This window comes from Algoriphagus sp. A40, from assembly GCF_002002735.1.
Taxonomy (GTDB): Bacteria; Bacteroidota; Bacteroidia; order Cytophagales; family Cyclobacteriaceae; genus Algoriphagus.
On the sequence record NZ_MUNY01000042.1, the window covers coordinates 294,067 to 308,489 of the forward strand.

Sequence of the window (14,423 nt, forward strand, 5' to 3'; positions counted from 1 at the left end):
CAATTCAACCACCCCATGGCTGCCATCAAAATAGCAGGTGCTACTGTCAATCAAACTCCTCTGGACTGGAAAGGCAATCTGGACAGGATCTTGGTTGCCATTCAACAGGCAAAATCCCAGCAGGTTGAAATTCTTTGCTTTCCTGAATTGGCGATAACCGGATATGGGTCTGAGGATCTTTTTCTGAGCTATTGGTATCCCAAAAAGGCACTTACCCAGCTGTCCAAGCTGATCCCCTTTTGCACAGATATTACTGTGGCTGTTGGACTTCCAGTGAGAATTCAGGACAAAGTCTATAATACCGTAGCAGTCATCGAAAATGCCAAACTGAAGGGTTTTGTAGCCAAACAGTTCATGGCAATTGACGGAGTCCATTACGAATTTCGCTGGTTTACACCTTGGGAAGCTAATCAGGTTATTGATTTTGAGTTTGAGGGTGAAAAGGTCCCACTTGGTGACTTGACCTTTCATCACAAAGGAATCCATTATGGATTTGAGATCTGCGAGGATGCCTGGCGAGGAAAAAACCGCCCTGGCTATCGGCTTGCTGACAGAAATGTCGATGTGATCTTCAATCCCAGTGCCTCCCATTTCGCCATGAAAAAGACGATTGAGCGCAAGGAATTGATAGAATTCAGCTCCCAAGCCTTTAATTCCTACTATTGCTATGTCAACTTATTGGGCAATGAATCCGGTAGGATGATTTTTGACGGAGAAATCCTTATGGCAAAATCAGGGCTACTTTTAGCCCGAAATCAGCTCCTCTCATTCCAAGACTATCAGGTTTTTGTGTTTGAATTGGAGGAAAAACTTCAGGAAATTGCCCCCATTCAACCCAAGGAATGGGAATTTGTGCAAGCCTCGGCTTTGGCATTATTTGATTACCTGAGAAAAAGCCGAAGCAAAGGATTTGTCCTGTCTCTTTCCGGAGGAGCTGATTCATCCACCATCGCTGTATTAGTTGCTGAAATGGTGAGAAGGGGAATCGGAGAGTTGGGACTCGAAAGATTTGTGGAAAAATTAGGGATTTCTTTTTCACCCAAAACAGACAATCCGGAAAAGGAACTGGTCGGCGAGCTCCTGACTACAGCCTACCAAGGAACCAAAAACTCATCCCAGGACACCTTCAATTCTGCCAAAAATCTGGCAGAAAGTCTTGGAGCAAAATTTTATTCCTGGAATATCGATGAGGAGGTTGGATCCTATACCCAAAAAATCGAAACCGCTATCGGTCGCAAACTTACCTGGGAACAAGACGACATCACGCTACAAAATATTCAAGCCCGGACCCGGTCTCCGATAATTTGGATGCTCGCCAATATCAACAATGCGCTTTTGCTCTCCACTTCCAACCGAAGCGAAGGAGATGTCGGCTACGCAACCATGGATGGCGACACCAGTGGCAGCATCTCTCCTATTGCGGCTGTGGACAAGCATTTCATCCTCCACTGGTTGAAATGGGCGGAGAAAAACCTGGACAGGCCCGGTCTTGCCTCGGTAAACTCCCTTACACCAACTGCCGAATTGCGTCCCTTGGAAAGAACCCAAACAGACGAAAAAGACCTAATGCCCTATTCGGTAATCGTGGAGATCGAGCGATTGGCGATCCGGGACAAAAGATCCCCGATGGATATTTTCTTGGTATTGAAAGAGGAACTAAGTCTCGAAGACGCCGTTTTGAAGGAGTATATCAAAAAATTCTTCCGACTTTGGTCCCGAAACCAATGGAAAAGGGAGCGATTGGCTCCATCTTTTCACTTGGATGAATTCAACGTCGACCCAAAAACCTGGTATCGCTTCCCGATTTTATCAGGAGGTTTTGCCGAGGAACTAGATCAATTAGACCAAATTTAAACAGCTATTTATGCTTGAATCTTTTCTGAATTATGTGGTATGGGATCCCAATCAGGCAGTTTTTGCCGGATTTGAAAGACTGAGATGGTACAGCTTGCTTTTTGCCTTGGGCTTTATCATTTCCCAGCAATTCATGGTTTACTTTTTCAGAAAAGAAGGTCAGGATGAAACTTTGGTTGACAAGCTGACCATCTACATGGTTTTGGCAACTATCATAGGAGCGAGATTGGGACATGTACTATTCTACGAGCCCGACAAATACCTCAGCAATCCGATTGAAATCCTAAAAGTTTGGGAGGGTGGTCTGGCTTCCCATGGAGCGGCCATTGCTATCCTTTTTGCGCTCTGGATGTATTCCAAAAGGACACCCGGACAAAGCTACCTTTGGGTAGTAGACCGGATCGTAATCGTCACAGCAATGACGGGGGCATTGATCCGTTTTGGGAATCTGATGAATTCTGAAATCGGTGGAAAAGACACCGGAACTGACAGTGGATTTGTTTTTGCCCGGGATACAGAGGAAATCCTGGAAACCCTGAAAGTCCCATTTGAGTCCATAGAAGCCTATAAACCCGAAGATCGCTCAAGTGAAATACAGGGAAATGGAATTGTGCCGGTAAATTTTGACATAAAAATCAGCAAAGGAAATTTCTCGAAAGAGGACCTTTCTTCCATTTTAGAGCGAGACATTAAATATGCTCTGACACAGTTTAAATCCTCCAAAGAATACCTCGCTGAGTCAGTAGAGAGCCCATTGAATTTTGAAATTCAAGAACAAGCGGACGGCTATCTCGTGACTGTAAAAACATTTGGCAGGGTCAAATATCCAACCCAAATCTATGAGGCGGTTTCCTATTTTCTGATCTTTTTGATCCTTTTGGGACTTTGGTCAAAGTACAAATCCCGACTTCCAGAAGGTTTGCTGTTGGGACTTTTCCTGATTAGTGTCTTCGGAATGCGCTTCGTCTGGGAGTTCTTCAAGGAAGTTCAGGTGGATTTTGAGCAGTCGATGCAATTTAACATGGGGCAAATCCTGAGCATTCCATTGGTAATCATCGGGGTAATCTTAGTGGGTATGTCTCTGAAAAAAGGATTTAAGCCGGAAAAAATTTAAGGAACTGGATCATGGCCATGTCCTCCCCAGGGATGACATCGGCCAATCCTTTTGAATCCCAACACGCCTCCTTTCAGAACCCCATGCTTCAAAATCGCCTCTTTCATGTACTGACTGCATGTGGGGGTAAACCGGCAACTTGCCGGAAAAAGCGGAGAAATTACATATTGGTAGACCAAAACAGGAAATATGGCTATCTTTCTCAAGCGGGTTTTAAACATTTGTTATACCTTTTGGTTCGGCATGCTGTGTTTCAACCAAATTAACTCAATTAGAATTCCATTGATTTTACTTTTCAGAAACATATTCAGCTTGACTTTTTTTTGCCTATTGGTGTGTCTAGGTGAGGTCAAGGCTCAGGATACAACACTGGAACCTGTCAATCCCCCTACTCCAGACAGTGTCAAGGTAAATAACATCTTCATCATCGGGAATGAAAAAACCCAAAAATCCATCATCCTCAGGGAATTGGATTTTACAACGGGGTTTTATTACGATTGGGAAACATTCATGGGAATCCTCAAAGCGGATCAGATAAAAATCTATAATCTGAGGCTTTTTACTGAAGTTGAGGTCACTCCTCTTTTTACCGGAGATGATGAAGTGGAAATTCTGATTTCCGTCAAAGAGCGCTGGTATGTCCTACCATCTGTAATATTTCAGCTTGCAGACCGGAATTTTTCCGAGTGGTGGACCAATCAGGGCAGAGACTGGTCGCGCGTCAATTATGGACTAAAGATTAACCACGGGAATGTCGGTGGCAGGAATGAAAAACTCCGTTTTTCAGGCCAATTGGGATTTACCAAAGGACTGGACATTCTTTATTCCAAACCTTACATCGATAAAAAACAAAACCATGGATTGGCGATCCAGCTGACCTATGCTGATCAAAAAACCATTGCGATTAAGTCAGTGGACAACAGGCAAGTTTTTTACACCAATGAAACTGAGGATGTCCTGCGGAAAAATTTTTCCACTGCACTGAGGTATACCTATAGGAGAACTTTCTACAACTATCATTTTCTCACTCTCGGCTTCAACAAAACCTGGGTAAGTCCGGATGTACTTATAGAAAACCCGGACTATTTCCAGCACGAGGGCAACAACCTTCGGTATGCCTATCTGCAGTACTCTTTTCGCCATGACAGGCGTGATAATGTAGCCTATGCCACGCAGGGGGAATTGCTCCAGCTGACTGCTACCAAGTATGGAATTATCTACACAGATGAACTTGATGAGGTAGAAGTCAATATCGTGGCCAATAAATATTTCCCAATCGGTGAAAAATTCCACTTTGCCACCGGCTTAACTGGTGTTTGGTTTTTAAGCCCGCAACAACCTTACACGCTAGTCAGGGGAATTGGATATGCTCCGAATTTCATCCGTGGCTATGAACTGAATGTCATTGAAGGTCAGCAGTTGTACGTTCATAAAAACAGCTTTAGGTATAAATTCCTCGATCTGTCTTTTGACATTTCCAGATTAATCCCAATGGACCAGTTTAACACTGTTCCATTTAAAATGTACCTGAGCGGAAATTTCGACCATGGAACGGTGACGGATCGAAACCAACTTCCTGAAAATGCCCGACTCACCAACAAATACCTTTTTGGCTACGGTGGAGGGATAGATATCGTAGGAATTTATGATTTGGTCCTGCGATTTGAATATTCTATCAACAACCAAGGCGAAGGAAATCTCTTCTTCAATTTCAGAGCTCCCTTCTGATTTTAAAAAAGCACTTTACTTAAGTTTAATTTCTACCTAAATTAGGTTCATATTTTTTTCTGAACCTGATGAAGCAATTTCTTTTTTTATGCTTCTGGATTTGGGCTGTTGGCATATGCAAAGCCCAAACCGACCCACTCACACAAGCCCATGGTGCCCGAAGCCAAGGCTTGGGAAACTCACGAGTGTATCTGCCGGATTCCTGGACCTATTTCAATAATATCGGTACATTGGATCGAATGGAAGAAACCGAAATTTCAGCCGGCTTTGATTCCAGGTTTGGGCTTCAGGAATTGAGTACGGTAGATTTGGCGCTGGGCTGGAAAAATGACTTTGGTACAATCGGTTTGGGTATTTCAAGGTTTGGAGGAAAGCTCTTCAACCAACAATTGATCGGATTGGGCTTTTCCAATACCCTTGGAATTGTAAGTCTTGGTGCGAAAATCGATTGGTTTCAAACCCAAATCGAAGGGTTTGGGACCGGAAATGCAATGGTTTTCTCCTTGGGTGGAGTTGCCGAATTAGGACCTGATTTTTTTCTGGGAGCAAATTTTTCAAATCTAAATCGGGCAAAACTCAGCCAAAACAGTGAACAGCGACTTCCTACGGCCATTCAAATGGGGATTGCCTATTTGCCTGGAGAATCCCTGAAAATTCTTGCTGAGATTGAGAAAGACATCGAACTGGATCCTGTTTTCAAGGCCGGAATTGAATATCAGCTCAGGGAAGGGGTATTTCTTCGTACTGGAATCAGCAGTAATCCCAGTCGGCTCAGCTTTGGTTTGGGACTGAGAAAAGAACAATTCGGCTTTGACTATGCTTATGGGCAAAACACCAATCTGGGCCGTACCCATCATCTGAGTTTGGTTTTGAAACTGGAGAAGAAATGAGATTTGGGCTCGGAATTTTCTTTTTCGTGCTTTTCCCATTTATGGCTTTTCCACAAAGTCCTCCAAAGTCTGCCATAGATTTGGAGTCCTTTATGGAGCGACTTTTCCCAATTCAGGAAGAGGATCTGGATTATGAGTCCATCTATGAGGTGCTTTTCCAACTCTACCTAAATCCAATAGATATCAATCGGGCAGATGCAGAAATCCTTCAGGCCTCCTACCTTCTCAATCCGTCGCAGATCAGCAGTCTGATTTCTTACAGAAACGATTTCGGCCCTTTGCTTTCACTGTATGAACTTCAGGCTGTTCCGGAATTTGACCTTTATACCATCGAAAATCTAATCCCATTTATCACATTGGGGGATTCAGGTTTAAGAAGTGAGAAATTTTGGGAAAGGGTGAAAAAAGAAGAACAGGCCTATCTCCTTTTTCGCCACCAACGCACTTGGGAAACCCGAAGGGGATTTACCCTCGCAGACACCAGTGCCAACGGGACAATTTCAAGCAGATATTTAGGTGATCCAAACAACGTCTATTTGAGATTCCGCATTCAGCATGCACGGGATTTTAGCATGGGAATTACCCTGGACAAAGACGCCGGGGAACAGTTTGCTTGGGATGGAAAAACGGCAAGATATGGGTTCAACTTCTTTTCCTTTCACTTTACCCGCTACTATGTGGAAAAATGGAAAACCATCGCTCTGGGTGATTTTCAGGCTTCTTTTGGACAGGGATTGGTATTTGGAGCTGGATACACCTTAGGAAAAGGAGCCGAAACAGTGCCTACAGTCCGACGCAGCAGCATCGGAATTTTGCCTTACACCGCTGCCATGGAGTTTGGATTTTTCAGAGGAATCGGCTCCACACGCCAATTCAAAAACTGGCAGGTTTCTGTTATCGGTTCTCATGCCGAAAGGGATGGAAGAATCTCAGTTTCCACTGATTCCATAGACTCTGCAGAAGACATCATCAGTTCCATAAATCAATCCGGACTGCATCGAACTTCCAGTGAACTGTCAACCAAAAATCAATTTAAGGAAACCAACTTGGGTGGAAACATCCAATATTCCCATCCATCAGGGAAGCTACAAATCGGTGCAAACTCTTTGTTTTCACGCTTTGACCGTCCCTGGATAAGGTCAGTCCAACTTTATAACCAATTTGAATTTGCTGGTCAAAGCAATCTTGTTTCAAGTCTCTATTTTAACTACAACTGGAAAAATTTCTTTCTTTTCGGAGAATCGGCTCTTTCCCAAAGTGGAGGTAGCGGAACAGTTTTGGGTTTTGTCAGCAGCCTGAGCAAACAGGTTGATTTTTCATTGCTTTGGAGAAACTATGACCGGAATTTCCACAGTTTTTATGCTTCAGGTTTTGCAGAAAATACCCGCCCCATCAATGAGCAGGGAGTCTATTTGGGTATCCAGATCAGACCGGAAAAACGCTGGAAGATCAATGCCTATTACGATTTTTTCAAATTCCCCTGGCTGAGATATCGGGTGTATGCTCCTTCAAAAGGATACGAATGGCTAGCCCGAATTAGTTACCAACCGTCTCGAAATCTGATTGCTTTTCTCCAAATCCGAGAGGAGCAAAAAGACAGAAATCTGTCTGATTCAGGAGAACCAACTTTACCCTACCTCGTTCAGCCCGTTAAAAAATTGAATGGCTTGCTGAGTTTGGAGACCCACCTTTCCAAAAATCTTTTCCTCCGTTCACGGATTCTTTTAAGTCAGGTAATAATCGAAGAGAAAAAAACCTATGGATTTATGGTTTTGCAGGACGTCCAATACGGCCAAGACAAATGGCGACTCACGGGAAGAATTGCTCTATTCGATGCCGAAACTTATGACAACAGGCTGTATGCCTTCGAAAACAATGTGCTGTGGACTTTTTCAATTCCTGCTTTCTCTGGTCAGGGAATGAGGTATTACCTACTCGGACAATACCAGATTACTTCAAAACTGACAGCATATTTGCGGTTTTCACGAACCACTTACACTGATCGGGAAGTCAGCAGCAGCGGACTACAAACCATTGAAGGCCCCAAACAAACCGACACTGCATTGATGATCCGATATTTTCTTCGGTGATTTTCCACTGATGGTGCTGGAGTCCCTGAGCTTTTTGATAATTTGTACCAAAGCAAATTACCCTATGAAAAAACCACTTTACCTACTCAGTTTTTTATTGCTTTGGACATTTTCAGGTTTCTCGCAAACCTTGGATCTGAGCAAAATGAGCAAAAAAGACGGATTTGTGCCTTTTTACCTGGATGAGGAAAAAGGCAAAATCTACCTCGAAATCTCCTCCCTCGACAAGGAATTTCTCTATGTCAACTCCCTGACGGCCGGTGTCGGTTCCAATGACATCGGACTGGATCGCGGCCAACTCGGCGAAGACCGATTGGTCGAGTTCCGAAAAACCGGAAACAAAGTTTTTTTGGTGCATAAAAATTTGGGTTTCAGAGCTTATACTGACAATCCTTATGAAGCAAAATCCATCCAAGACGCTTTTGCGGAATCCGTCCTTTGGGGTTTTGAAGTTGTCCAAAAAGAAGGCGAAAACCTGATAGTGGACGCTACCAATTTTTATCTTCAGGATGCACATGGTGTATCAGAAACCCTCAGCAGATCACGTCAGGGCACTTATCGGGTTGACGCAAGCCGCTCCGGACTTTATTTTCCCATGACCAAAAACTTCCCGCAAAACACGGAAGTGGAAGCAACGATTACTCTTACCGGAACAGGTGCAGGTGGCTATCTGAGATCTGTGACGCCAACTCCAGAGGCGGTTACTGTAAGAATGCGGCATTCCTTTATCGAACTTCCGGAACTGTACGCCAAGAGAGAATTTGATCCGCGAGGAGGGTTTTTCTTCATCAGCTATCAGGATTATACCACTCCCATCGATCAGCCGCTTGTAAAGCGCTTTATTTCAAGACATCGTCTGGAGAAAAAAGATCCAAATGCTGCCGTATCAGAAGTAGTTGAGCCAATTGTGTATTACCTCGACAGAGGGACTCCTGAGCCGGTGGCTTCAGCTTTGATCGAAGGTGGAAACTGGTGGGCTCAGGCTTTTGAGGCTGCCGGATTTAAGAATGCATTCCGCGTGGAGCTTGCCCCAGAAGGTTTGGATTTGCTGGATGTCCGGTACAATGTCATCCAGTGGGTTCACCGCTCGACGAGAGGGTGGTCTTATGGGTCAAGCGTGAGAGATCCACGAACAGGCGAAATCCTGAAAGGACATGTTTCCTTGGGGTCTTTGCGTGTAAGACAGGATTACCTGATTGCTCAGGGATTGCTGCAGCCATTTGAAGAGGGAAAACCCGCTGATCCAAAGATGATGCAAATGGCATTGGACCGTCTCAAGCAATTGTCTGCACATGAAATTGGCCATACAATCGGGGTGGGACACAGCTATGCCACTTCTCCAAGCAGCCGATCTTCTGTCATGGATTACCCCCATCCAGTCATAACTGAGGGAGCCAATGGTGAACTCGACTTTAGCCAGGCTTACGATCTGAAAATCGGTGAATGGGACAAATGGGCGATCAAATATGGCTACGGCACCCCAACACCAGGACAAAGTGAAAGTGAGTTTTTGGAGAAGACTTTAAATGACACCTATGCAGCCGGATTCGAATTTATTACGGATTCAGATTCCAGAAACCCGAGCGGTGTTCATCCCCGCTCCCATCTTTGGGACAATGGAGCCTCAGCATCTACCGAACTGATGCGCTTGCTCAAGTTGAGAGAAAACCGCATGAAGTCATTCGGCTTGAATGCCATCCGAACAGGTGAACCCCAGGCAATTTTGGAAGAGGTATTTGTGCCACTTTACCTTATGCATCGCTACCAGTTGGAGGCGACAAGCAAATTGATCGGAGGATTGGATTACACCTACAAAATCAAAGGAGACAACCAGCCCGCTCAAAAATGGATCCCTGCAAAGGACCAGAATGACGCTTTGAGAGCTTTAATGACCACCATTTCACCGACTCAATTGGAAGTTCCGGCTCACGTGTTGGCCTTGATTCCTCCCAGACCTTTTGGTTATGGAAGAAACAGGGAGACTTTCCCTTCCCGTACAGGGCCGACTTTTGATCCGATTGCGCCTGCTGAAACCATTGTGGACGCAACATTTAGCTTCCTTTTTGAAAGCGGAAGGATCAATAGAATTTACCTCCAAAACCTCCAGGATAAATCACTTCCCGGTTATGAATCAGTGTTGGATCAAGTTTCTGATCAGGTGTTTTCTTCAACCATGCCTGGTGGCTTAAAAGATGAAATAAAGCTGATGACCGAGGCAAAATTGGTTGATCACCTGATTTCACTTTCAAAAAATCCGGAGGCCTCACAAACCGTGAGAGCACTTACGCGAATGCGGCTTGAAAAAATTGCCGCGATGTCAGGAGGCACCAGTCTTTTGGCAGCTCATAAACAATATCTGAGAGATAAAATTGAAACTTATCTTGAGTTACCTGAAGAATTAATCGTCCAAGAAACTCTTTCAATTCCGGATGGAGCACCGATCGGAATGGATGAGATGAGCTGTGATTTTGACTTTTAAAAATGAAAACCGGGTGATAAGCCCGGTTTTTTTATGGAATTTTCATTGTCTTTGGTCAGTTCGATCTGTTCCAATAAGCTCTCTTGTCAAGGTCAGGCAATGCTTCTTTGAAATTGGATTCAAGGCCTTTTATGATCCATTTTTTCTTTGATAAAGCGCCCACTCCCGCTCCGACAGCCACACCGGCGGTAGCTCCAAAAAATCCAGATCCAATGAATAAGGCGGAATCTCCTCCCGATTCTGCATAGATTTGAGAAACCGGATCTGCTTCTGATTCAAAAGTCGCGGCATGAATGAGCATGCCTGAAACAAATCCTATCAAACTTCCTACAGCAGCACCTTTTCCTACCGGTCTGTTTCTTATTGTTACCAAAGACTCAATCTGAGAATAATGCAGCCGCTTGATTTCTAATCCGGTAGTCTGGGCCGTTATAGATTTCAGACGGGTCTCAGTGAAGTAAACAGAGTCTTGGGACACTTTTAGAAGTAATCCCCGAGAGGTCTTTTGCCCATCGGTCCCGGTGATCCAAACCTGTCTTCCAGCTTTATTGAAAAACAGCCCACCGCCAACTTCTGCCTGTGCAAATCCCTTTGAAAAAAGGATTAACAGAAAAATCAAATTGAAAAGAAGGGTTTTCATAGCTTTTCTTTTTAAGAAAATTACCATCAAAACTCATTGGTAAGGCTCCAAAAAATCACAAGTTGAAATAATTGATTTGCAGAATTTACTTCATAAAACCATTACCTTTCAGGATATTAGAATTAAGCTTTCAATCGCCATTTTTGATTTTTTAAAAGAATGAGTACTACTAAAAAAAGATGCTTTGTTGTGATGGGATTCGGGATCAAAACCGACTATATCAACGGACGAAAACTTGACCTGAACAAATCCTATCGGTTGCTGATCAAACCTGTGGTGGAAGCCAAAGGAATAGAATGCGTCCGGGCTGACGAAATCACACACTCCGGATCCATCGATGTGCAAATGTACCGGGAATTGCTGCAGGCCGATTTGGTCATTGCTGATCTTTCCACACTCAATGCCAATGCGCTCTATGAACTCGGGGTAAGACACGCGCTTCGACCCTTCACGACTATCGTGATTTCAGAGAATAAACTGATGTATCCCTTCGATCTCAACCACGTGGTGATTCACAGCTATCAGCATTTGGGAGATGCAATTGACTATGAGGAAGTGGAGCGTTTCAGAGCAGCATTGGGCGATGTGATCCAGTCCGTTTTGGAAAAAAATCAAGCCGACAGCCCTGTCTACACCTATCTGAATTCCCTGATTCCCCCCAAACTCCAGGAACAAATCGAAAAGGCCGTGGTAGAATCGGAGAAAAAAGAAACTACTCCGGAAATTGGAAAAGCACTTTCCCTGATCATTCAGGAGGCCGAAGATGCCATCGAAACAAAGGAATTTGCAAAAGCTAAGAGTCTCTTCCAAACTGCAGTAATGCTTTCAAGTGCAAACTCTGCTCAAAAAGACACCTATCTCATCCACCGCCTGGCTTTTACAACTTACAAAGCTGCTCAACCGAATTTGCTTCAGGCTCTCTATGAGTCATTGAACCTACTCCAATCCATTAATCTGGATACCACAAATGATCCAGAAACCGTCTCGTCCGCCGGCGCTGTGGAGAAAAAACTCTACGAATGCGGCGAAGGAGATCAACACCTTGAAAATTCGATTCTATACTACCAGAGAAGCTATTACCTGCTCAACAACCGCTACAACGGGATCAATCTGGCGATGACCCTCCTTTATCATGCCACCTCCAACCTGGCAAAAAATGACCAAGACCGGATAGCTGATCTGATTTTTGCGCAGCGGACCTGGAGGCGAGTGCTATATCTTTGCGAACGCGATTGGAAGCTGATTCAAGAAAAAGAAAAAAATGACCAAGCACTCATCAACGACGGCACCAAAGACGGACAGGAACTTCAGGAATATTACAATAGCCAGAAATACTGGATTTTAGTCAATCGGGCTGAAGCCAATTTCGGCCTAGGAGATTTTGACTCTTATCGAAAATCCCTCGAAGAGTCTAAAAACACCCCTTTCCATCCTTGGCAGTTGGAGAGCTTTACCGAACAAATCGGTAAATTGGAGGCTGAAATGAAAAAAGTGGGGCATCTCCTTGAACCAAAGTGGATTGCTCCAAATTAATTACCCAAACGATTGCCCAATTCTATGACTAACCCGCTTTTGGCAGATTTTGCCACGCCTTTTGATACCGCTCCCTTTCACCTCATCCAAACCTCACATTTCCTTCCAGCTATCAGCGAAGCGATTCAGCTGGCAAAAGCCGATATCGAGAAAATTAAGTCTGAACCAATTCCGACCTTTGAAAATACGATCGAGACACTGGACAGATCGGGAAAGAAACTCGGGATAATTTCTTCAATATTTTTTAACCTCAATTCGGCGGAAACCAACGATGAAATTCAGAAACTGGCAAGGGAAATCTCTCCTCTCTTGACCGAGCATTCCAATGACATATTATTGGACCAAGAGCTTTTCCATCGAGTAGCTCAGGTTTTTGAGGAGAAAGAAAACCTAATACTTTCCCCGGAGCAAACTACTTTACTCGAAAAAACCTACAAATCCTTTGTCCGAAACGGAGCAAAATTGAGTATCGAAGACGGTGAAAAGCTCCGAAAAATCGATCAGCAACTTTCTCAATTGAGTTTGAAATTCGGAGAAAATGTGTTGGCTGAGACCAATAAATACGTGCATTTCATCGATGATGAAGCTCAACTGGACGGCCTGCCAGAGGGCATCAGAGAAGCTGCTGCGCAAATCGCTGAAGAAAAAGGGCAGCCCGGAAAATGGGCCTTTACGCTCGACTATCCCAGCTACATTCCTGCATTGACTTATGCCAAAAACCGTGAACTGCGGAAGACGCTTTTTATGGCTTTCAATACCAAATCCTCCAAGGGTGACGATCTGGACAACCAAGAAATAATCAAAAATCAGCTTCAGCTCCGCCATGATCGGGCAAATCTTCTGGGTTATTCCTCTCATGCAGCATTCGTTTTGGAGGAAAGGATGGCAAAAAGTCCGGAGACAGTGATGGAATTTTTGGAATCCTTGCTTCAAAAAGCCAAACCAAAGGCCGAAGCAGATGTCCGTGAGGTTGCAGAATTTGCCCAAAAACTGGATGGGTTGGAAACTCTCGAACGATGGGATTTTGCTTATTACTCAGAGCTTCTGAAAAAGGAAAAATATGCGCTGGATGACGAAGTATTGAGACCCTATTTTCAGCTGGAAAAAGTAATCGACGGGGTTTTTCAAACTGCTGGAAAACTCTTCGGAATCACTTTCAATCCCAACCCTGAGATTCCGGTTTACAATCCTGAGGTGACAGCATACGAGGTGAAAGACCGGAATGGAAAACATTTGGCGGTTTTTTATGCTGACTTTTTCCCAAGGCCTGGAAAACGTAACGGTGCCTGGATGACCTCATTTCGTGGGCAGTACTTAGAAAATGGCACAGATCATCGACCTCATATTTCTATTGTTTGCAATTTCACAAAGCCTACCAAGAGCAAGCCAAGCCTTTTGACATTCAATGAAGTGACTACTCTTTTCCATGAATTTGGACATGCGCTTCATGGAATGCTGGCCAGAAGTACCTACGAATCTCTGTCTGGCACGAGTGTTTTTTGGGATTTTGTGGAGCTTCCCTCCCAGATTTTTGAAAACTGGTGCTATGAAAAAGAGTGTTTGGATCTATTTGCCAAACATTATCAATCCGGTAAAAAAATCCCTTCTGAATTGATCGAAAAAATAAAAAATGCGGCAAATTTCCAGCAAGGTTATATGACGGTGAGGCAGATTAGTTTTGCCCTTTTGGATATGGCGTACCATAGCAAAAATCCTGAAGCCATTTCTGATATCGGCGCATTTGAGGAAAAATTAATGAAAAATACCGATGTGCTTCCAAGAGTGCCGGGCACCATGGTGAGCACCAGTTTTTCCCATATTTTCCAAGGCGGGTATTCTTCAGGTTATTACAGTTACAAATGGGCTGAAGTACTGGATGCCGATGCATTTGAATTGTTCCAGGAAAAAGGAGTATTTGATTCTGAAACAGCCCGCTCATTTGAAAAAAATGTCCTTTCCGCAGGAGGGAGTGAGCATCCTTCCGTTTTGTACCAACGATTTAGAGGAAGGAATCCAAAACCTGATGCTTTACTAAAAAGATCGGGCCTGATTACAAGTTGATTGCAAAATCACCTGATTAGTTCTACCTTCTTTG

At 44.1% G+C, this 14,423-nt stretch carries 10 protein-coding genes; 8 read left to right on the plus strand and 2 right to left on the minus strand.

The window, feature by feature from the left end:
• The first annotated feature begins 15 nt into the window (after window positions 1-15).
• Window positions 16-1,854: an NAD(+) synthase gene (gene nadE / locus B0E43_RS27615; RefSeq protein ID WP_077347825.1), complete on the plus strand. Its 1,839-nt coding sequence runs from the start codon at window positions 16-18 to the stop codon at window positions 1,852-1,854.
• A 10-nt stretch (window positions 1,855-1,864) separates the two neighbouring features.
• A complete protein-coding gene (locus B0E43_RS27620; protein WP_077347827.1) occupies window positions 1,865-2,968 on the plus strand; it encodes a prolipoprotein diacylglyceryl transferase in 1,104 nt (367 codons plus the stop codon).
• Here the strand turns inward: B0E43_RS27620 and yidD are convergent.
• Window positions 2,965-3,189 (minus strand): membrane protein insertion efficiency factor YidD, encoded by a 225-nt coding sequence (gene yidD / locus B0E43_RS27625; RefSeq protein ID WP_139352673.1) that lies wholly within the window; start codon window positions 3,187-3,189, stop codon window positions 2,965-2,967. The two genes, B0E43_RS27620 and yidD, sit on opposite strands and share 4 nt — an antisense overlap.
• A gap of 91 nt (window positions 3,190-3,280) precedes the next feature.
• Between yidD and B0E43_RS27630 the strand changes: the two genes are divergently transcribed.
• The 4 genes from B0E43_RS27630 to B0E43_RS27645 all read left to right on the plus strand — a co-directional run bounded on the left by B0E43_RS27630 (window position 3,281) and on the right by B0E43_RS27645 (window position 10,155).
• Entirely contained in the window at window positions 3,281-4,696 is a 1,416-nt protein-coding gene (locus B0E43_RS27630) for a POTRA domain-containing protein (RefSeq protein WP_077347930.1), read from the plus strand.
• Between the two features lie 68 nt (window positions 4,697-4,764).
• On the plus strand, window positions 4,765-5,586 hold the full coding sequence (locus tag B0E43_RS27635) for a hypothetical protein (protein WP_077347829.1): 822 nt from the start codon (window positions 4,765-4,767) through the stop codon (window positions 5,584-5,586).
• Window positions 5,583-7,676, plus strand: a complete 2,094-nt coding sequence (locus tag B0E43_RS27640; protein WP_077347831.1) for a helix-hairpin-helix domain-containing protein — start codon at window positions 5,583-5,585, stop codon at window positions 7,674-7,676. Before B0E43_RS27635 ends, B0E43_RS27640 begins: the two co-directional genes overlap by 4 nt.
• A gap of 64 nt (window positions 7,677-7,740) precedes the next feature.
• A complete protein-coding gene (locus B0E43_RS27645; RefSeq protein ID WP_077347932.1) occupies window positions 7,741-10,155 on the plus strand; it encodes a zinc-dependent metalloprotease in 2,415 nt (804 codons plus the stop codon).
• A gap of 55 nt (window positions 10,156-10,210) precedes the next feature.
• On the opposite strand, the gene B0E43_RS27650 is transcribed toward B0E43_RS27645, so the two are convergent.
• A complete protein-coding gene (locus B0E43_RS27650; protein WP_139352674.1) occupies window positions 10,211-10,795 on the minus strand; it encodes a hypothetical protein in 585 nt (194 codons plus the stop codon).
• 159 nt (window positions 10,796-10,954) lie between these two features.
• On the opposite strand from B0E43_RS27650, the gene B0E43_RS27655 reads away from it, so the two are divergent.
• Complete coding sequence (locus tag B0E43_RS27655; protein ID WP_077347835.1) at window positions 10,955-12,328, plus strand: tetratricopeptide repeat-containing protein; 1,374 nt, start codon at window positions 10,955-10,957, stop codon at window positions 12,326-12,328.
• 24 nt (window positions 12,329-12,352) lie between these two features.
• Window positions 12,353-14,389 (plus strand): M3 family metallopeptidase, encoded by a 2,037-nt coding sequence (locus tag B0E43_RS27660; RefSeq protein ID WP_077347837.1) that lies wholly within the window; start codon window positions 12,353-12,355, stop codon window positions 14,387-14,389.
• Window positions 14,390-14,423 lie beyond the last annotated feature (34 nt).

What these genes read in the sequence shown, in the direction of transcription:
- B0E43_RS27660 (WP_077347837.1), top strand. Translation starts at nt 12,353, where the DNA reads ATGACTAACCCGCTTTTGGCAGATTTTGCCACGCCTTTTGATACCGCT.
- B0E43_RS27655 (WP_077347835.1), top strand. Translation starts at nt 10,955, where the DNA reads ATGAGTACTACTAAAAAAAGATGCTTTGTTGTGATGGGATTCGGGATC.
- B0E43_RS27640 (WP_077347831.1), top strand. Translation starts at nt 5,583, where the DNA reads ATGAGATTTGGGCTCGGAATTTTCTTTTTCGTGCTTTTCCCATTTATG.
- B0E43_RS27635 (WP_077347829.1), top strand. Translation starts at nt 4,765, where the DNA reads ATGAAGCAATTTCTTTTTTTATGCTTCTGGATTTGGGCTGTTGGCATA.
- yidD (WP_139352673.1), bottom strand. Translation starts at nt 3,189, where the DNA reads ATGTTTAAAACCCGCTTGAGAAAGATAGCCATATTTCCTGTTTTGGTC.
- B0E43_RS27650 (WP_139352674.1), bottom strand. Translation starts at nt 10,795, where the DNA reads ATGAAAACCCTTCTTTTCAATTTGATTTTTCTGTTAATCCTTTTTTCA.
- nadE (WP_077347825.1), top strand. Translation starts at nt 16, where the DNA reads ATGGCTGCCATCAAAATAGCAGGTGCTACTGTCAATCAAACTCCTCTG.
- B0E43_RS27620 (WP_077347827.1), top strand. Translation starts at nt 1,865, where the DNA reads ATGCTTGAATCTTTTCTGAATTATGTGGTATGGGATCCCAATCAGGCA.
- B0E43_RS27645 (WP_077347932.1), top strand. Translation starts at nt 7,741, where the DNA reads ATGAAAAAACCACTTTACCTACTCAGTTTTTTATTGCTTTGGACATTT.